At 66.5% G+C, this 17,906-nt stretch carries 16 protein-coding genes; all 16 read right to left on the reverse strand.

The features are described 5' to 3' along the window. Positions 1-6: 6 nt before the first annotated feature. Positions 7-1,035, reverse strand: coding sequence for an arginine/ornithine succinyltransferase subunit alpha (gene aruF, locus BLV15_RS15525; protein ID WP_090230141.1), 1,029 nt, complete (start codon positions 1,033-1,035; stop codon positions 7-9). A gap of 83 nt (positions 1,036-1,118) precedes the next feature. Then, positions 1,119-2,339 (reverse strand): aspartate aminotransferase family protein, encoded by a 1,221-nt coding sequence (locus BLV15_RS15530; protein ID WP_090230143.1) that lies wholly within the window; start codon positions 2,337-2,339, stop codon positions 1,119-1,121. A 316-nt stretch (positions 2,340-2,655) separates the two neighbouring features. Further along, on the reverse strand, positions 2,656-3,633 hold the full coding sequence (argR, locus tag BLV15_RS15535) for a transcriptional regulator ArgR (protein ID WP_090230146.1): 978 nt from the start codon (positions 3,631-3,633) through the stop codon (positions 2,656-2,658). An 18-nt stretch (positions 3,634-3,651) separates the two neighbouring features. After that, complete coding sequence (locus BLV15_RS15540; protein ID WP_090230148.1) at positions 3,652-4,416, reverse strand: ABC transporter ATP-binding protein; 765 nt, start codon at positions 4,414-4,416, stop codon at positions 3,652-3,654. A 13-nt stretch (positions 4,417-4,429) separates the two neighbouring features. After that, complete coding sequence (locus tag BLV15_RS15545) at positions 4,430-5,542, reverse strand: succinylglutamate desuccinylase/aspartoacylase family protein (RefSeq protein WP_090230150.1); 1,113 nt, start codon at positions 5,540-5,542, stop codon at positions 4,430-4,432. A gap of 10 nt (positions 5,543-5,552) precedes the next feature. Continuing rightward, a complete protein-coding gene (locus BLV15_RS15550) occupies positions 5,553-6,251 on the reverse strand; it encodes an ABC transporter permease (RefSeq protein WP_090230153.1) in 699 nt (232 codons plus the stop codon). 34 nt (positions 6,252-6,285) lie between these two features. Beyond that, on the reverse strand, positions 6,286-6,975 hold the full coding sequence (locus BLV15_RS15555) for an ABC transporter permease (RefSeq protein WP_090230156.1): 690 nt from the start codon (positions 6,973-6,975) through the stop codon (positions 6,286-6,288). 108 nt (positions 6,976-7,083) lie between these two features. Then, positions 7,084-7,857: an ABC transporter substrate-binding protein gene (locus BLV15_RS15560; protein WP_090230159.1), complete on the reverse strand. Its 774-nt coding sequence runs from the start codon at positions 7,855-7,857 to the stop codon at positions 7,084-7,086. Positions 7,858-8,293: 436 nt separating this feature from the next. Further along, positions 8,294-10,249, reverse strand: coding sequence for an acetate--CoA ligase (gene acs / locus BLV15_RS15565; RefSeq protein ID WP_090230162.1), 1,956 nt, complete (start codon positions 10,247-10,249; stop codon positions 8,294-8,296). Positions 10,250-10,527: 278 nt separating this feature from the next. Next, positions 10,528-11,808, reverse strand: a complete 1,281-nt coding sequence (dctM, locus tag BLV15_RS15570; RefSeq protein WP_090230164.1) for a C4-dicarboxylate TRAP transporter large permease protein DctM — start codon at positions 11,806-11,808, stop codon at positions 10,528-10,530. Then, positions 11,808-12,440: a TRAP transporter small permease gene (locus tag BLV15_RS15575; RefSeq protein WP_090230167.1), complete on the reverse strand. Its 633-nt coding sequence runs from the start codon at positions 12,438-12,440 to the stop codon at positions 11,808-11,810. The genes dctM and BLV15_RS15575 overlap by 1 nt, the downstream gene beginning before the upstream one ends. Before the next feature lie 63 nt (positions 12,441-12,503). Continuing rightward, positions 12,504-13,499 carry a TRAP transporter substrate-binding protein gene (locus BLV15_RS15580; RefSeq protein ID WP_090230170.1) on the reverse strand — a complete coding sequence of 332 codons (996 nt, stop codon included), beginning with the start codon at positions 13,497-13,499 and terminating at the stop codon, positions 12,504-12,506. Between the two features lie 365 nt (positions 13,500-13,864). Beyond that, complete coding sequence (locus BLV15_RS15585; RefSeq protein WP_090230172.1) at positions 13,865-14,683, reverse strand: HpcH/HpaI aldolase/citrate lyase family protein; 819 nt, start codon at positions 14,681-14,683, stop codon at positions 13,865-13,867. Positions 14,684-14,766: 83 nt separating this feature from the next. Beyond that, positions 14,767-15,972, reverse strand: coding sequence for a CaiB/BaiF CoA transferase family protein (locus tag BLV15_RS15590; protein ID WP_090230175.1), 1,206 nt, complete (start codon positions 15,970-15,972; stop codon positions 14,767-14,769). A 131-nt stretch (positions 15,973-16,103) separates the two neighbouring features. Then, complete coding sequence (locus BLV15_RS15595; protein WP_090230177.1) at positions 16,104-17,456, reverse strand: MmgE/PrpD family protein; 1,353 nt, start codon at positions 17,454-17,456, stop codon at positions 16,104-16,106. After that, the gene (locus BLV15_RS15600; RefSeq protein WP_090230180.1) at positions 17,456-17,851 is read right to left on the reverse strand and encodes a VOC family protein; all 396 of its coding nucleotides are present in this window, start codon (positions 17,849-17,851) and stop codon (positions 17,456-17,458) included. The genes BLV15_RS15595 and BLV15_RS15600 overlap by 1 nt, the downstream gene beginning before the upstream one ends. Between the last annotated feature and the right edge of the window lie 55 nt (positions 17,852-17,906).

The raw sequence follows: 17,906 nt of genomic DNA on the forward strand, positions 1-17,906 counted from the left end.
CGCTCATCACACCGCCACCAGGCGCACCGAGGCACCTTCACCCGCGCCCAGCGCTTCGGCCGCGGCGCCAGGCAGGGACACCGGCTTGCCGGGCACCCAGTCCAGCTCCACCACCAGCGCACGGAAATCCTGCAATTGGCCATTGGAGACCAGGTACGGACGACCGCCACGGATCGGCTCGCGACGCTCCTCGAGAATCGCCACCGGCACCATGCGGCTCTGGGCGATCGAGCGGATGCCCGAGGTTCGCGCGTGCAGGGTCGGCCCGCCGTCGAAGATGTCGATGTAATGATCGGTCTCGAAGCCTTCGCGCATGAGGATGTCGAAGGTGATCTGCGCGCGCGGATGCACCTGGCCCATCGCCTCCTGGGCGGAATCCGGCAGCAGCGGCACGTAGATCGGGTAATGCGGCATCAGTTCGGCGAGGAACGTGCGGCTCTTCAGGCCGCAGAGGCGCTCGGCCTCGGCGTAGTTGATGTCGAAGAAATTGCGTCCGACCGCGTCCCAGAACGGAGAATCGCCGTTCTCGTCGCTCTGTCCGACGATCTCGGTGACGATGGCGTCGGCGAAACGCTCCGGATGATTGGCGACGAACAGCAGGCGCGCCCGCGACACCAGCTCGGCGGCGATCGAATCGACCAGACCCGGCTCGATGTAGAAGCTGGTCAGCAGGCTGTTGCCCGTGAGGTCATGGCACAGCGAGAGGACGTGGGTCTTGTTGTGGATCTTCAGCTCGCGCGCGGCGTGCACGAAGGTCTCGTTGCGAAAGCTGTAGAAGGGCTCGGAATAGCCGGCGGAGGCGACGATCCCTGAACAGCCGACCAGGCGGCCACTGTCGCTGTCCTCGAGGACGAAGAAATAGGTCTCCTCGCCGTTGAAGCTGACCTCGGCGGCGAACGAGGCCTCGGAGGCGCCGATCTTTTCGCCAAGGCGACCGCTGTCGTCGGGCAGCGACGTGACACCGACCGGGCTGTCCGCGGCCAGGCGCTGCACTTCGGCCAGATCGGACATTTGCGCGGGGCGCATCACCAGCATCCTGTGACTCCTCCAGAAAAACGCGCCGCCAGAGGGCGGCGAACACGGTTAGCGGCGCGCCGAAACGCGACGCCGGGCTTGGATCAGGCGGAAGTCAGCTTGACCACCGCCCGCTCGAAGCGCGCCAGGCCTTCGTCGATGTCGGCTTCCTCGATGACCAGGCTGGGGGCGAAACGGACCACGTCCGGCCCGGCCTGAAGCACCATCAACGCCTCTTTCTCGGCGGCGACGAGGACATCCTTGGCCTTGCCCTTCCAGGCATCGGCAAGCACGCAGCCGATCAGCAGGCCGAGGCCGCGAACCTCGCTGAACAGGCCGTACTGCTGGCCGATGCGCTCCAGCGCGGTGCGGAAGCGCTGGTGCCGCGCCTTCACGCCGTCGAGGGTCTCGCGGGTGTTGACCACGTCCATCACCGCGCAGCCGACGGCGCAGGCCAGCGGATTGCCGCCGTAGGTGGTGCCGTGCACGCCGACCGAAAAATGCTTGGCCAGGTCGGTGGTGGTGAGCATCGCGGCGATCGGGAAACCACCGCCCAGGCTCTTGGCGCTGGTGAGGATGTCCGGCGTCACGCCGAAATGGGTGTGGGCGAACAGCTCGCCGCTGCGGCCCATGCCGCTCTGCACTTCGTCGAAGATCAGCAGCGCGTTGTGCGCATCGCAGAGTTCGCGTGCGCCCTGCAGGAAGGATTGCTCGGCGAGCAGCACGCCGCCCTCGCCCTGGATCGGTTCCAGCACCACCGCGCAGGTCCTGTCCGAGATCGCCGCCCTGAGCGCGTCCAGGTCATTGAACGGAATGTGGCTGATACCCTGGATCTTCGGCCCGAAGCCGTCGGAATACTTGGCCTGGCCGCCGACGCTCACGGTGAACAGGGTGCGCCCGTGGAAGCTGTTCAGCGCGGCGATGATCTCGTACTTCTCGTCGCCGAAGCGATCATGGGCAACGCGGCGCGCCAGCTTGAAGGCGGCCTCGTTGGCCTCGGCGCCGGAGTTGCAGAAGAACACCCTCTCGGCGAAGGTCGCGTCGACCAGCTTCTGCGCCAGGCGCAGGGTCGGCTCGTTGGTGAACACGTTGGAGACGTGCCAGAGCTTGCTGGCCTGCTCGGTCAGCGCGCCGACCAGCGCGGGATGGCAGTGGCCGAGCACGTTCACCGCGATGCCGCCGGAGAAATCGACCAGTTCTCGGCCGCTCTGGTCCCAGACTCGCGAACCCTGGCCGCGCACCGGAATGAAGGCGGCAGGTGCGTAGTTGGGAACCATGAACTGGTCGAAATCGGCGCGTTCTACTTGCGCGTGCGGAGCGGACATCGAGGTTTTCTCCTGCCATGAATGGCCAGTGGTGAGCGGGATTGTAGGGACTGCACCGGGGCCGTCATTGCCGCCATGCGACAACTTGTTATAGCGGCCACCCGGCCGTTCGCCGTGCTTTCAGCAATGCGACAGAAAGCGTCGGGACTGCGCAGTTTAAACGCACTGCCCGGGCCGTTGGCGCTGCCGGGGAAATTTTCCGTGGGTAGTTTGCGGGATGCGCTGGCCGGGTAACGGTGGGCTGAAGCCCACCCTACAGGTCCGTAGGACCGCGCAGCTGCGTAACCCATCGCATGACCCGCAACCGACAGCGACGCTACTCGCGTTCGCCCGATCCGCTCAGCTCGAAGGGGTTGGCGCTGCGCCGCTGGTTGCGGTCCTCGCGCGGGGTGGCGCCGAAGAAGTTGCGGTAGGCGCTGGAGAAGTGCGGGCCGGACGAGAAGCCGCAGGACAGGCCGATCTGGATGATCGACTTGCTGGTCTGCATCAGCATCTGCCGCGCCTTGTTCAGGCGCAATTCCAGGTAGTACTGGCTCGGCACGCGGTTGAGGTACTGCTTGAAGATGCGTTCCAGCTGCCGGCGCGACACGCAGACGTGCTGGGCGATTTCGTCGGTGGTCAGCGGTTCCTCGATGTTCGCTTCCATCAGCAGCACCGCCTGGGTCAGCTTCGGATGGCTGGAACCGAGGCGATTCTGCAGCGGGATGCGCTGACGCTCGCCGCCCTCGCGGATGCGCTCCACCACCAGTTCCTCGCTCACCGCGCCGGCCAGTTCGGCACCGTGGTCGCGCGCCAGCAGCGCCAGCAGCAGGTCGAGAACGGCAAGACCGCCGCAGGCGGTGAGGCGATCGCGATCCCAGTCGAACAGGTGGCTGGTGGCGATCACCTTGGGAAAGCGCTCGGCGAAATCGTCATGCCAGCGCCAGTGCACCGCGGCGCGGTAACCGTCGAGCAGGCCGAGTTGGGCCAGCGCGTAGACGCCCGCGGACAGTCCGCCGATCACGCAGCCGCTGCGCACCAGTTGCTTGAGCGCCGCGGCGAGCGGCGCGGAGACGTTCAGCGGCGGCTCGTCGGCCACCACGAAGAGCCGCTGCAGACCCTCCAGGCGTCCGCTCCAGGGCTCGCCCGGCAGGCGCCAGGCGTCGGCCGCCGGGGTTTCGGCCTGCAGGAAGGACAGCTCGTAGACGACCTCCGGATGCAGCCGCTGCGCCACCCGCAGCGCTTCTTCGGCCAGGGACAGCGTCATTGCCCGGGTCTCGGGCCAGATCAGGAAGCCGATTCGATAAGAGGTCATGGCGGTCGAGTCTAGGGCTTATTTGAGGCTGCCGGAAAGAAACTGCTTGAGTCGTTCGGACTGCGGATTCGCCAGCACCTCGCGCGGGTTGCCGCGCTCCTCGACCAAACCCTTGTGCAGGAACACCAGTTGGCTGGAAACCTCGCGGGCGAAACCCATCTCGTGGGTCACCACCAGCATGGTGCGCCCCTCCCCGGCCAGGTCCTGCATCACCTTGAGCACGTCGCCGACCAGCTCCGGGTCGAGCGCCGAGGTCGGCTCGTCGAACAGCATCACCTCCGGCTCCACCGCCAGCGCGCGGGCGATCGCCACGCGCTGCTGCTCGCCGCCGGACATGTGCGCGGGGTAGGCATCCTTGCGGTGCGCCACGCCGACCTTTGCCAGGTAGTGTTCGGCCTTTTCCAGGGCTTCCTTCTTCGGCACGCCGAGCACGTGCACCGGCGCCTCGATGACGTTCTCCAGCGCGCTCATGTGCGACCACAGGTTGAAGTGCTGGAACACCATCGACAGCCGCGAACGCATGCGCTGCAACTGGCGCTCGTCGGCGGCCTTCAGCGCGCCGTGCTTGCCGGGCTTGAGCTTGAGCGCCTCGCCGTTGAGCAGGATGCTGCCGGCGTGCGGCTGTTCGAGCAGGTTGATGCAGCGCAGGAAGGTGCTCTTCCCCGAGCCTGAGGAACCGATGATGCTGATCACGTCGCCGGCCTTGGCCGCCAGTGACACGCCCTTGAGCACCTCATGGTCGCCGTAGCGTTTGTGCAGATCCTGGACTTCGAGCTTGTACATGTTCTCTCTCTGGTCAGTCGCTGAGCAGGCGACCCTGGCGAATGGGTTGGCGGCCGGCGACCTTGGTCAGCCACAGCCCCGGACGGGCGAAACGCATGCGCTCGCGGACGAAGAGCACGCCGTCGACCTGGGAACGCACGACGCTGTGGCGGCCGTCCAGCGGGTCGATCACCTCGAACAGCGGATCGCCGACGCGCACCTGCGCGCCGAGCGGCTGGAGGAAGCTGACCACCCCGGCATGCGGCGCCAGGGCGAATTCGGCGCCCTCGAAGGGCGTCGCCTCGCAGCAGTCGGCCGGCGCCGCCGGCCAGTCGCCGGCGATCAGCCCCTGTTCGGCGAGGAACGCGAGAATCGCCTCGGCGCTGGCCTCGGCCTGCTCGCGGCCGGTGTCGCCCATGCCGCCCAGTTCGACGGTGGTCGCCAGGCACGCCAACGGCACGCTGGCCTCGGCGAAACGCCGCGCCAGGCTCAGCCAGGGCATCGAGCAGGCTTCGTCGAAGGAATTGCCGCCCGACTCCTCGGCCAGCAACACCGCGCCGGCGCCCAGGCGCGCGGCCAGCGAGCGCCAACGCGGCCCGTGCTGCGGGATCGCGTACAGGTGGGTCAGCGCTTCCATGTCGCAATGCAGGTCGAGCACCACGTCGGCGTCGCAGGCGTGGCCGAGCAGCAGACGCTGCAGCCCTTCCAGCTCGGAAGGTGCGGCGGGCATGCACGCCAGCGCCTCGCGCATCGCGGCGCGGATCAGCCGCACGTTGGCCGCGGCGTCGGCGCCGAGCATCCGCTCCAGCGCCGGTGCGATGAGTTCGGCGAGGTCGAGGAAACCCCGGTTGAAGTTCTTCCCGCTGCCGAACTCGAAGCGCCCGAGGTGGCTCGCCTGCAACAGCTGGCCGAGGCCGATCGGGTTGGCCACCGGCACCAGTTCGATGGTGCCGGTGAGGCGGCCCTGTGCTTCCAGATCGAACAGGCGCTGCTTGAGCTCGACCGCCACGCGCATGCCGGGCAGTTCGTCCGCGTGCAGCGACGCCTGCACGTAGGCCTTGGCCGGGCCGCTGCCGAAACGGAACACGCTGAGAGTACGCTGGGTGCCTGGCGTGCCCCAGGGCAGCGGATGATCGATGCGTTGCATGGCGCTCTCCTCAGGACGCCCGGGGCGCCAGGTAGGCCAGCCAGCGACGCTCGGCCAGCTTGAAAAGGCGCACCAGGATGAAGGTCAGGCAAAGATAGAACACGCCGGCGGTGATGAACGCCTCGAACGGCAGGTAGTACTGCGAGCTGACGGTGCGCGCCGCGCCGGTGATGTCGATCAGGGTGACGATCGAGGCGAGGCTGGTGGTGTGCAGCATCATGATCACTTCGTTGCTGTACTGCGGCAGCGCGCGGCGCAGCGCTGAGGGCAGCAGGATGCGCCGGTACAGGCGCGCGTGCGACATGCCCATCGCCCTGGCCGCTTCGATCTCGCCGTGCGGCGTGGCCTTGAGGCTGCCGGCGAGGATTTCCGCGGTGTAGGCGCTGGTGTTGATGGCGAACGCCAGGCAGGCGCAGAACGTGGCGTTGGACAGGTACGGCCAGAGCAGGCTCTCGCGCACCAGGGTGAACTGCGCCAGCCCGTAGTAGACCAGGAACAGCTGCACCAGCATCGGGGTGCCACGGATGACGTAGGTGTAGAGCCAGGCCGGGAAGTTGATCGCCGGCTGCCGCGACACGCGCATCAGCGCCAGCGGAATCGCCGCCGCGAGCCCGACGACGAGGGCGATGGCCAGCAGCTTGAGCGTCACCAGCACACCACCGAAGTACAGCGGCAGGCTGTCCCAGATGACCGAGAAGTCGAGGATCATGCGCGGCTCCGTGGGTCCGTGACCGGCCTGGCTTTCATAGCTCGGCCACCTTGATGCCGGCGCTGTAGCGCTTCTCGAGGAAACGCAGGGCGAGCAGCGACACGCTGGTCAGCACCAGGTAGAGCGCGGCGACCGCGAGGAAGAAGGTGAACGGCTCGCGGGTGGCGTCCGCCGCCTGCTTGGCCTTGAACATCATGTCCTGCAGGCCGACCACGGATATCAGCGCAGTGGCCTTGGTCAGCACCAGCCAGTTGTTGGTGAACCCGGGAATCGCCAGGCGGATCATCTGCGGCACGAGGATGCGGAAGAACACCTGGCGCCCGCTCATGCCATAGGCGGCGCCGGCTTCCGCCTGGCCCTTGGGAATCGCCATGAAGGCGCCGCGGAAGGTTTCCGACAGGTAGGCGCCGAAGATGAAGCCGAGGGTGAAGACCCCGGCGACGAAGGGATTGATGTCGATGTAGTCCTCGTAGCCGAGCAGCGGCGCGAGGCGGTTCACCAGGTCCTGGCCGCCGTAGAAGATCAGCAGGATCAGCACCAGGTCGGGGATGCCGCGGATCACCGTGGCGTAGGTCTCGCCCAGCAGCGCCAGCCAGCGCAGCGGCGACAGCCGGCAGGCCGCACCGAGCAGGCCGAGGCCGATGGCCACGGCCATCGAGGTCAGCGCCAGCAGCAGGGTCAGCCAGGCGCCATCGACGATGGTCGCCCCGTAGCCGTTCAACATCGAGCAGTCCTCAGGCGAAGCGGCGCGCCAGATGCGCGCCGCACGGGTGAGCGACGAACGCAGGACTCATCGCCCTGCCTTCATCAGACGCGTTCCTGGCGTCAGCCCTTACTTGCCGTAGACATCGAACGCGAAGTACTTGTCCTGCACCTGCTTGTATTTGCCGTTGGCGCGGATCGCCAGGATCGCCGCGCTGATCTTGTCGGCGAGCGCCTTGTCGCCCTTGCGCACCGCGATGCCCTGGCCTTCGCCGAAGTACTGCTCGTCGGTGAAGTCCGGGCCGATGAAGGCGAAGCCCTTGCCGGCGTCGGTCTTGAGGAAGCCGTCGTCGATGTTCACCGAGTCGGCCAGGGTGGCATCGAGGCGGCCGCTGGCGAGGTCAAGGAAGACTTCGTTCTGCGAGCTGTAGCGGACGATCTCGGCACCGGCCGGGGCGAAGACGTCGGTGGCGTAGCGGTCATACACCGAGGAGCGCTGCACGCCGATCTTCTTGCCCTTGAGGTCGGCCACGTCCTTGTAGGTCGCGCCGTCCTTCATCGCCAGCTTGGCCGGCGTGGAGTAGTACTTGCCGGTGAAGTCGACCGACTTCTTGCGCTCGTCGGTGATCGACATCGAGGAGAGGATAGCGTCGAACTTGCGCACCTTCAGCGCCGGGATCAGGCCGTCGAACTCCTGCTCGATCCACGTGCACTCGACCTTCATCTCTTCGCACAGGGCCACGCCGATGTCGTAGTCGAAGCCGCTGATGTTGCCTTCCGGCGTCTTGAAGGCGAACGGCGGGTAGGCCGCCTCGATGCCGATGCGCAGCGGCTTGTCGGCCATCGCCAGCGGTGCCAGCAGGGACAGCGCCAGTGCGCCGAACAGGACGATCTTGTTCTTCATCGAAAGCTCCATGGTGCGGAAATGTCGGGTGCCGCGGGGTTGGCCCGCCGGAACGAAGGGAGTTGGCAGAGGCGCCGGCGACACGAACCTTTTGGGATCGGCGGCCCTCCTTTCGGGTGGGCGGCATTCTAGCGGCAGGCCGAAGCGCGATATTTCCTCAATGCGACAACTAATTACAGAAGCACCGAAAGCGCACGGAGGCGATATTGACAGCCCGTCCGAAACGTGACCAACCGGACAGGAAACAGCCAACCAGTGAACGAAGCAATTAGCGCACCGCAAGGGCCCGAGGGCTCTGGAACGCGCCTGCGTCCGTTGCGGGCGAAGCACGGTAACCGCCACGGCGTTTCGATTCGCCACCACCCGGACAGGCGGTTACAGCCGAAATGAAAACGCCCCGCCCGGCGGAACCGGGCGGGGCGTCGTGGCCAGCGGGTCAGGCGACCTGCATGGTCTTGTGGGTATTGATTAGATGCTCCACCACGCTCGGATCGGCGAGGGTGGAAATGTCACCCAGTGCGCCGTATTCGGCCGTGGCGATCTTGCGCAGGATGCGCCGCATGATCTTGCCCGAGCGGGTCTTCGGCAGGCCCGGCGCCCACTGGATGACGTCCGGCACGGCGATCGGACCGATCTCCTTGCGCACCCAGGCCTTGAGCTCCTGGCGCAGCTGCTCGGAGTATTCCTCGCCGCTGTTGAGGGTGACGTAGACGTAGATACCCTGCCCCTTGATGTCGTGCGGCACGCCGACCACGGCGGCTTCCGCGACTTTCGGGTGGGCGACCATGGCGCTCTCGATCTCGGCGGTACCCATGCGGTGGCCGGAAACGTTGAGCACATCATCCACGCGGCCGGTGATCCACCAGTAGCCGTCTTCGTCGCGGCGCGCGCCGTCGCCGGTGAAGTACATGCCCTTGAAGGTCTTGAAGTAGGTGTCGACGAAGCGGTCGTGGTCCTTGTACAGGCTGCGCGCCTGACCCGGCCAGGAATCGATGATCACCAGGTTCCCCTCGGCCGGACCATCGATGATGTTGCCCAGGTTGTCCACCAGCGCCGGCTGCACGCCGAAGAACGGACGGGTCGCCGAGCCCGGCTTGAGCGCGGTGGCGCCCGGCAGCGGGCTGATCAGCACCCCGCCGGTTTCGGTCTGCCACCAGGTGTCGACGATCGGGCAGCGGCTCTGGCCGACGCACTCGTGGTACCAGTGCCAGGCTTCCGGGTTGATCGGTTCGCCGACCGAGCCGAGCAGGCGCAGACTGGAGCCGTCGGCACCTTCGACCGCGGCCTTGCCCTGGGCCATCATCGCGCGGATCGCGGTGGGCGCGGTGTAGAGGATGTTGACCTTGTGCTTGTCGATGATCTTGGCGACGCGGGTGATGTCCGGGTAGTTCGGGATCCCTTCGAACAGCAGCGTGGTGGCGCCGTTGGCCAGCGGGCCGTAGACGATGTAGCTGTGGCCGGTGACCCAGCCGACATCGGCGGTGCACCAGTAGATTTCACCCGGGCGGTAGTCGAACACACGCTCGTGGGTCAGCGCGGCGTACAGCAGATAGCCGGCGGTGGTGTGCAGCACGCCCTTCGGCTTGCCGGTGGAACCGGAGGTGTAGAGGATGAACAGCGCTTCCTCGGCGCCCATTTCCTTCGGCGCGCAGACGCTGCCGGCCACTTTCATCAGGTCCTCGAACCAGATGTCGCGGTGCTGGTTCCACTTGATGTCGGCACCGGTGCGCTTGCACACGATGACCTTCTGGATGCTGTTGGTTTCCGGGTTGGTCAGCGCGTCGTCGACGTTGGCCTTGAGCGGCGTGCGCTTGCCGCCGCGCAAGCCTTCGTCGGCGGTGATCACCACTTTCGACTTGCAGTCGATGATGCGGCCGGCCAGCGCTTCGGGCGAGAAGCCGCCGAACACCACCGAGTGGATCGCGCCGATGCGGGCACAGGCGAGCATCGCCACCACGGCCTCGGGGATCATCGGCATGTAGATGGTCACCACGTCGCCGCGGTGGATGTCCTGGCCGCGCAGGGCGTTGGCGAACTTGCAGACCTGCTCGTGCAGTTCGCGGTAGGTGATTTCCTTGTGCTCGGACGGGTCGTCGCCTTCCCAGATGATCGCGATCTGGTCGCCGCGCTCTGCCAGGTGACGATCCAGGCAGTTGTAGGAAACGTTGAGGGTGCCGTCGGCGAACCACTTGATATCGACATGGTGATCGTCGAAAGAGGTCTGCTTGACCTTGGTGAACGGCTGGATCCAGTCGAGACGCTTGGCCTGCTCGCGCCAGAAGCCATCCGGGTTGATGACCGATTGCTGGTACATGGCTTTGTAGGTGGCTTCGTCGGTCAGCGTGTTGGCTACGACCTCGGGACTGACGGGATAAAGAGAAGCGGCGCTCATGGACTAGGACCTCGGTAGATAGTTGTTTTTCTATGGTGTCTTTGTATCCGCCGGGTGCCCCCGGCAACCATTCGACCATTGTCTTACCGGGTTAAGACAATAGTCGCAGTCGCCGGAAAATCGACCTGATGGCCCGTATTCGCTGGCGCAACGGACCTGGGCGACGCCCGTCGAGCGCGGTGTGCGGGAAAAAAAATCCCGCGCGCGAGGCGGCGGGATCAAGGGGGTTTCGGTCCGTTGCCGACGCCGGGGACGTCGTCGGCAACGCTTGCGCCGCGCTACATGCCGAGCCAGTTCGGCAGTGCCAGCGAGATGAACGGCACGTAGGTGACGAGGATCAGGAACAGCAGCAGGATGCTCAGCCAGGGCAACGCCGCGCGGATCGTCTGGCCCAGGGTCAGCCCGGTCACCGCAGAGGTCACGAACAGGTTCAGCCCCACCGGTGGATGCACCAGGCCGATCTCCATGTTCACCACCATGACGATGCCCAGGTGGATCGGGTCGATGCCCAACTGCATGGCGATCGGGAAGAAGATCGGCGCCAGGATCAGCACGATCGCCGAAGGCTCCATGAAGCTGCCCGCAACCAGCAGCACCACGTTGACCATCAGCAGGAAGCCGATCGGCGTCAGCCCTTCGGAAATCACCCACTCGGTGATCTGCTGCGGGATCTGCTCGGTGGTCAGCACGTGGGCGAAGAGCATGGCGTTGGCGATGATGAACATCAGCATGATCGCCAGCCGGCCGGACTCCAGCAGCACCTTCGGGCAATCGCGGATGCGCATGTCCTTGTAGACGAACAGCGCGACGAAGGCCGAATACACCGCCGCCACGGCCGCCGCCTCGGTGGGCGTGAACATGCCGCTGTAGATGCCGCCGAGGATGATCACCAGCAGCAACAACCCCCAGAAGGCGCGGCGTGCGGTGGCCAGCCATTCGCGGAAGGACACCCGCGGCTGCGCCGGCAGGTTCTTGATCCGCGCGACGATGTAGATCACCACCATCAGGATCACGCCGAGCAGGATGCCCGGTATCACGCCGGCCATGAACAGCTTGCCGACCGAGGTTTCGGTCGCGGCCGAGTAGACCACCATGACGATCGACGGCGGGATCAGGATGCCCAGGGTGCCGGCGTTGCAGATGATCCCGGCGCCGAACTCGCGCGGGTAGCCGGAGCGCACCATGCCGGCCACGGCGATCGAACCCACCGCCGCCACCGTCGCCGGCGACGAACCCGACAGCGCGGCGAAGAGCATGCAGGCGAGCACCGCGGCGATGGCGAGACCGCCACGGATGTGGCCGACGCAGGCGTTGGCGAAGTCGATCAGCCGCTGCGCCACGCCGCCGGTGGTCATGAAGGCACCGGACAGCAGGAAGAACGGGATCGCCAGCAGCGTGTACGCCTCGGAAGTCTCGAACAGCTTGATCGCCAGCGAGCTGAGCGAATCCTGGCTGAACATGAGGATCGACAACGCGCCGGACAGGCCGAGGGAAATGGCGATCGGCACGCCGAGGAACATCAGGATGAAAAGAACGAGGAACAGACAGAGAACGGCCATTAACGCTGCTCCTCTATGTCATTGGCGAGTTTGCTGGCTTCCGCCGCTTCATCGGCGAGGCCAAGACCGGTCTGGCGGTGGGTCACGATGCGCCACATGATCTCCAGGTAGCGGATCAGCACCATGGCGAAACCGATCGGTACGATGATCGCGATGTGGCCCAGCTCGATGCCGAACTGGTCGAGATCCTCGGCGGCGATGCCGGCGACGAACAGGGTCTTCACCCAGGAGTAGCTGGCGATCATGAATACGCCGGCGTAAGCCAGGCAGCACAGGCAGGCGATCATCGCCAGCACGCGCTGTACCGGACGCGGAGTCAGCTTGACCACCGCATCCACGCCCAGGTGGCCGGCGGTGCGCACGCCGTAGGCGATGCCGAAGAAGATCAGCCAGCCGAACAGCGCCTTGGTCAGTGCCACGCTCCAGGTCATTTCCTGGGCCAGGCCCATCAGCGTGTCGCCGATGGCAAAGAAGAATCCGCTGGTGAATTCCCATTTGTCGCCCAGCGTGTAGAACAGCGTGTAGACGTTGTTCAGCACTACGTAGACGAAGGTCACCAGGGTCATGGCCGCCAGCAGGAAAGCGATGAACGCCTCCTCAAAGCGCGCCCAGAATCGCGTCAGCGCTTGCATCGGGATACTCCGCGAGAGAACTGCAGGGAGAACGGTCGCCGCGCGGGCGGCGACCGGAAGCCATCACGGGGCCTGGTTGGAGTCCTCGGCGGCCTTGATCAGGTCGGCGCCGATTTCATCCTCGAACTTCTTCCACACGGGGCGCATGGCTTCGCGCCATTCCTCGCGCTGGTCGGCGGTGAGCGTGATGATCTCGCTGGTCTTGGCGTCGATGATCTTCTGCCGCGAAGCCTGGTTGAGCGCCTCGGCCTGCTTGTTCACCTCGACCGATACCTCGGCCATGATCTCTTCGAGCTGGGTGCGGATGTCCGGCGGCAGGCCTTTCCAGAACTGCGCGTTGGTGATCACCATGTAGTCGATCAGGCCGTGGTCGGATTCGGTGAAGTACTTCTGTACCTCATGCACCTTCTGGCTTTCATAGTTCGACCAGGTGTTCTCGGTGCCGTTTACCACGCCGGTCTGCAGACCCTGATAGACCTCGGCGAAGCTCATCTTGCGCGGGTTGGCGCGCACGGCCTTGAACTGCTCCTCGAGCACGCTGGAAGCCTGCACACGGAACTTCAGGCCGCGGGCGTCCTTCGGCTCACGCAGCGGCTTGTTCGCCGACAGCTGCTTCAGGCCGTTGTGCCAGTAGGCCAGGCCGAGAATGTTCTTGCCCTCCATCGAGGTCAGCAGCGCCTTGCCCTGCGGGCCCTGCTGGAAACGGTCGACCGCCTGCAGGTTGTCGAACAGGAACGGCAGGTCATAGATCTGCAGCTGTTTGGTGTAGTGCTCGAACTTCGCCAGCGAAGGCGCCAGCATCTGCACGTCGCCCAGCAGCAGCGCTTCCATTTCCTTGCCATCACCGAACAGCGACGAGTTCGGATAGACCTCGACCTTGACCTTGCCCGGCAGGCGCTCCTCGGCGAGCTTCTTGAACAGGTTGGCGCCCTGCCCCTTCGGCGTGCTGTCGGCGACCACGTGGGCGAACTTGATGGTGATGGGAGCATCCGCCGCATGGGCGAAGCTGGCGACGGTCAGGGTGGCGGCGCAGAACAGCGCCTGGGAGAGCTTCAGCATGAAATCACCTTTTATTGTTTTTGGACGCGAAGACACCCGGCGCGCGGAGCGCCGGAAGCCGGCCAGCGGGCTGGCTGAACAGTGACGTGGGGGAACTGCCGGTGGGGACGGAGCGTTCGAGCATGCTTTTGCCTCTGCGGCTGTTGTTTTTATTCAAGCGAATTGCAGGTTGCCCAAGGCTGGGCGTTTCGTGAATTAGCTTTTAAATAAGCCGGCGTTCAGCTTTGCCGAACGCAAACCCTCACGAGACCGCCCAGCCGACCCGATCCCAGGCCACACGCCTGTTACCGGGCATTTCATCGTGGTCGCCGATCGACGTTGCAGCCAGCGCAGGGCGACCAAAGTCGTAGTCCGAAAGGCGCGGTTCACGCCTTCGCCAGTGCCAGCAGCCGTTGTGCGCGGGCCAATACGGGCGCGTCGACCATCTGTCCGTCGACCTGGTAGGCCCCCGCGCCGCCACTGCCGGCGTCGATGACCCGCTGCGCCCAGGCCAGCTCCTCGGCGCTGGGCGCCAGCGCCTGGTGAATCACCTCGATCTGCCGGGGATGGATGCACAGCGCGCCGGAGAAACCCATGCCCGCCGCCAGGCGGATCGAGGCACGCAGCCCCTCTGTATCGCCGATGGCCGGATGCACGCCGTCCAGCGGTGCGGCCAGCCCCGCGCCGCGCGAATGCAGCAGCACCGCGTAGCGCGCCTGGTCGAGCACGCGTCCGGCGCCCTCGCTGCCGCTTTGCAGGTTGAGGTCCAGGGCCAGGTCCAGGCCGCCGAACGACAGGCGCTCCACACCCGGCGCGCCGGCGATCTCGGCCAGTGCCAGCAGGCCGCGCGCGCTCTCGATGATCGGCCACACCGGCTTGCCGACGGCGGCCACCGCGGCCACCTGCGCGGCGCTTTCCACCTTGGGCAGCAGCACGCCGACGACGCCCGCCTGGGCCTTGCAGAACGCCAGGTCGGCCGCGTGCTCGGCGTGCTCCGGGGCGTTCACCCGCACCAGCAGGCGCACGCCGGGTTCGGCCGCGAGGAACGCCGCCAGGTTGTCGCGCGCCTGGCGCTTGAGCGGCTCCTCGACGGCGTCCTCGAAATCGACGATGACGGTATCGGCGCCGCTGGCCAGCGCCTTGGCGAAACGCTCCGGGCGACTGCCGGGCACGAACAGGGCCGTGCGAAGGGGGGATGGACTCATGGCTCTTCTCTTGTTGTGGCGGGGAGCGTGGCGCTCCCCGGTCCTCTCCCGCGGGAAGAGGGATCGTTCGGAGGACGCGGCGTCTAGATGACGCCGCTGTCGCGCAGGCGCTCCACCTCGTCGCTGGAATAACCCAGCCCGGCGAGGATCTGCGCCGAATGCTGGCCGAGGCCGGGCACGGCGTCCATGCGCGGGCTGAAAGCGTTGCTGCGCCCCGGCGGCAGCAGCGAAGGCAGCGGACCTGCCGGGCTGTCGATCTCGCGCCAGCCGTCGCGCGCCTTGAGCTGCGGATGGGCCCAGACGCCGGCCATGTCGTTGACGTGGGCGTTGGCGATCTGCGCCTGCTCCAGGCGCTCGATTACCTGCTCGGCGCTGAGTGTGGCGAAGGACTCGACGATGATCCCGCGCAATTCGGCGCGGTTGGTCGAACGCTTGAAGTTGGCCGAGAAGCGCTCGTCCACCGCCAGCTCCGGCTGCAGCAGCACCTTGTCGCAGAACGCCGCCCACTCGCGTTCGTTCTGCAGGCCGAGCATCACCGTACCGCCGTCGCCGGCCGGGAACGGGCCGTAGGGGTAGATCGTCGAGTGCGCGGCGCCGGCACGGGGCGGCGGGGTCGCCTCCTGGTAGGCGTAGTACATCGGGTAGCCCATCCACTCGACCAGGCTTTCCAGCATGCTCACGTCGATGCGGCTGCCCTTGCCGGTGCGGCCGCGCAGCAGCAGCGCGGAAAGAATGTTGCTGTAGGCGTACATGCCGGCGGCGATGTCGGCGATCGAGCAGCCGGCCTTGGCCATTTCCTCCTCGCCCGGCCCGCCGGTGACGGACAGGAAGCCGCCCTCGCTCTGGATCAGCAGGTCGTAGGCCTTCTTCTTCTCGTAGGGACCGCCCTCGCCGTAGCCGGAGATGTCGCAGACGATCAGCCTGGGAAATCGCTCGTGCAGCGCCTCGAACGACAGCCCCATGCGCGCCGCCGCGCCGGGCGCGAGGTTCTGCACCAGCACGTCGGCGTCCTGCAGCAGGGCGTCGAGGATCTTCGTCGCAGCGTCCTGCTTGAGGTCCAGGCTCAGGCTTTCCTTCGAGCGGTTGGTCCAGACGAAGTGCGAGGCCAGGCCATTGACGCGCTCGTCGTAGCCACGCGCGAAGTCGCCTACGCCAGGGCGTTCGACCTTGATCACGCGGGCGCCGAGGTCGGCCAGCTGGCGCGTGCAGAACGGCGCCGCGATGGCGTGTTCGAGGCTGACCACGGTGATGCCGTCCAGCGGACGCGGGTTGTGTGCGATGTCGTTCATGTCCGGTTCCTGTGTTTCTTGTTTGTGGCCGCGGCGCCGGCCGCTCGGTGGATCGATGAAGCGCGATCCACCCTACGACTCGTTCGTGACTGCGGCGCCCGTAGGGTGCGCCATGAGCACCGATCCGCGACTCAGGCCAGCACGCCGAGGTCGTCCAGCTCGCGCAGGCGCCAGACCAGAGCGATCAGTTCGTCGGCCTGCTCGGGCGAACGCGCGCCAGCGAAAGCCAGCAGGCGGCGGAACTTGTCTTCAAGTTCGGGGCGGCTGAGGGTGTTGCCCGGATCGCCCTTCGGCTCGTCGATGGCGGCGGCCAGCCGGCGCCCGTCGGTGGTGGTCACCTCGACCCGGCCGAGCCAGCGCGCCGGGTAGGCGCCGTCGACCTCGGGATCGAGCTGCATGCTGACCTTCTCGCGGAACGCCGAGACGTTCGGGTCGGTCAGCGCCAGGGTGTGGAATTCGGTGAGCTGCGCCTTGCCGTGCACGGCGATCAGGCCCAGCACCGTGCCCATGGAAAACTTCGCCTGGTGCACGGTCTGCGGCACCACCACGCGACCGAGCACGTCGATGGCGCTCTGGTGCACGCGGGTGGTGACCTGCTCGATCTGCTCATGGCTGAGCCCTTCGCGCTGCATTAGCTGCAGCAGGGCGTCGGCTGCCGGATGGGTGTGACGGCAGGAGGCGTGGAACTTGAACGAGGTCTCCACCAGCGCCCAGCGGCTGCCGAGGCGGTCGGACAGCTTGCTCGGGTCGGCATCGCTGGACATCCCGGCGGCTATGCCCTGCTCACCTTCGAGGATGTTGCGCGCGCCGGTCAGGCCGTCCTCGGTCAGGTAGGCGGCGAGCAGCCCGTCGGCGGCGGCCTTGGCCGTGTGCAACTGCTTGGAGTCCGCCGCGTCGCGGAGGAACTCCCAGAGCCCGGCGGCCTGGGTGCCGGCGTTGCCGAGCAGGTTGACGAACTGTTCCTGGTCGAATTCCAGCAGCTTGCCGACCGCCACCGCCGCGGCGAGGGTGCCGACCGTGGCGGTGGTGTGGAAGATGCGGTAGTGCGAGCGGCCCATGAATTCGCCGACGCGGATGCCCGCCTCGTAACCGGCCAGCGCCGCCAGCAGCAGCGCGCGGCCGGACTTGCCACGGTCCTGCGCGGCGGCCAGCACGGCGGGGAACACCACCGTCGCCGGGTGCAGCACCGAGCTGTTGTGCAGGTCGTCCTGCTCGACCAGGTGCGAGCTGGCGCCGTTCACCAGGGCGGCGAAGTACGCCGAGCTGCGGCTGCCATTGACCAGGATGTTCGCCGGGCCGCTGGCCGGGCCCATCTTCTGCGCATAGCGCTCGAACAGCGGAATGGGGTGCGAGCCCTGGCTGGCCAGCGCCGAGCCGAGCCAGTCGAGGAACAGGTCCTCGGTGCGCGCGAGCACCGCCTCGGGCACGTCTTCATACGCGAGATCGGCCAGGAAGGCGGTCAGTTGCCGGGTGTGTTCGCTCATTATTGTTGTCCTTCGTCCAGCGGATTCGAGAGTTCGATCAGGTTGAAATCGGGGTCGCGCACGTAGACCGAGCGGATCGGCTGCGTCGCGCCGGTACGTCGCACCGGGCCTTCGAGGATCGTCACGCCCTGCGTTTCAAGATGCGCGATGACCTCATCCAGCGGCGTGGCGACGATGAAGCAGAGGTCCGCCGAACCCGGCGTCGGGCGTTCGGCCTTGGGCTCGAACTCCTTGCCGGCCTGGTGCAGGTTGATCTTCTGCATGCCAAAACCGAGCGCTTTGCGCCCCTCGCCGAAAGTCACTTCCTGCATGCCCAGCACGCGGGTGTAGAAATCCACCGTGACGTCGAGGTCGGCGACGGTGAGTACCAGGTGATCCAGGTGGTCGATGTGCATCGTTGATCTTCCGTCCAGGCGGTCAGTGGCGCGGGGGTTGGTGGGCTGAAGCCCA

Source organism: Pseudomonas kuykendallii, assembly GCF_900106975.1.
GTDB lineage: Bacteria > Pseudomonadota > Gammaproteobacteria > Pseudomonadales > Pseudomonadaceae > Pseudomonas_O > Pseudomonas_O kuykendallii.

Bases quoted from the DNA above. Each gene is read 5' to 3' on its own strand.
- BLV15_RS15600 (WP_090230180.1), bottom strand. From the start codon at position 17,851: ATGCACATCGACCACCTGGATCACCTGGTACTCACCGTCGCCGACCTC.
- BLV15_RS15540 (WP_090230148.1), bottom strand. From the start codon at position 4,416: ATGTACAAGCTCGAAGTCCAGGATCTGCACAAACGCTACGGCGACCAT.
- BLV15_RS15590 (WP_090230175.1), bottom strand. From the start codon at position 15,972: ATGAACGACATCGCACACAACCCGCGTCCGCTGGACGGCATCACCGTG.
- BLV15_RS15585 (WP_090230172.1), bottom strand. From the start codon at position 14,683: ATGAGTCCATCCCCCCTTCGCACGGCCCTGTTCGTGCCCGGCAGTCGC.
- argR (WP_090230146.1), bottom strand. From the start codon at position 3,633: ATGACCTCTTATCGAATCGGCTTCCTGATCTGGCCCGAGACCCGGGCA.
- acs (WP_090230162.1), bottom strand. From the start codon at position 10,249: ATGAGCGCCGCTTCTCTTTATCCCGTCAGTCCCGAGGTCGTAGCCAAC.
- BLV15_RS15550 (WP_090230153.1), bottom strand. From the start codon at position 6,251: ATGATCCTCGACTTCTCGGTCATCTGGGACAGCCTGCCGCTGTACTTC.
- BLV15_RS15545 (WP_090230150.1), bottom strand. From the start codon at position 5,542: ATGCAACGCATCGATCATCCGCTGCCCTGGGGCACGCCAGGCACCCAG.
- BLV15_RS15530 (WP_090230143.1), bottom strand. From the start codon at position 2,339: ATGTCCGCTCCGCACGCGCAAGTAGAACGCGCCGATTTCGACCAGTTC.
- BLV15_RS15580 (WP_090230170.1), bottom strand. From the start codon at position 13,499: ATGCTGAAGCTCTCCCAGGCGCTGTTCTGCGCCGCCACCCTGACCGTC.
- dctM (WP_090230164.1), bottom strand. From the start codon at position 11,808: ATGGCCGTTCTCTGTCTGTTCCTCGTTCTTTTCATCCTGATGTTCCTC.
- BLV15_RS15560 (WP_090230159.1), bottom strand. From the start codon at position 7,857: ATGAAGAACAAGATCGTCCTGTTCGGCGCACTGGCGCTGTCCCTGCTG.
- BLV15_RS15575 (WP_090230167.1), bottom strand. From the start codon at position 12,440: ATGCAAGCGCTGACGCGATTCTGGGCGCGCTTTGAGGAGGCGTTCATC.
- BLV15_RS15555 (WP_090230156.1), bottom strand. From the start codon at position 6,975: ATGTTGAACGGCTACGGGGCGACCATCGTCGATGGCGCCTGGCTGACC.
- BLV15_RS15595 (WP_090230177.1), bottom strand. From the start codon at position 17,456: ATGAGCGAACACACCCGGCAACTGACCGCCTTCCTGGCCGATCTCGCG.
- aruF (WP_090230141.1), bottom strand. From the start codon at position 1,035: ATGCTGGTGATGCGCCCCGCGCAAATGTCCGATCTGGCCGAAGTGCAG.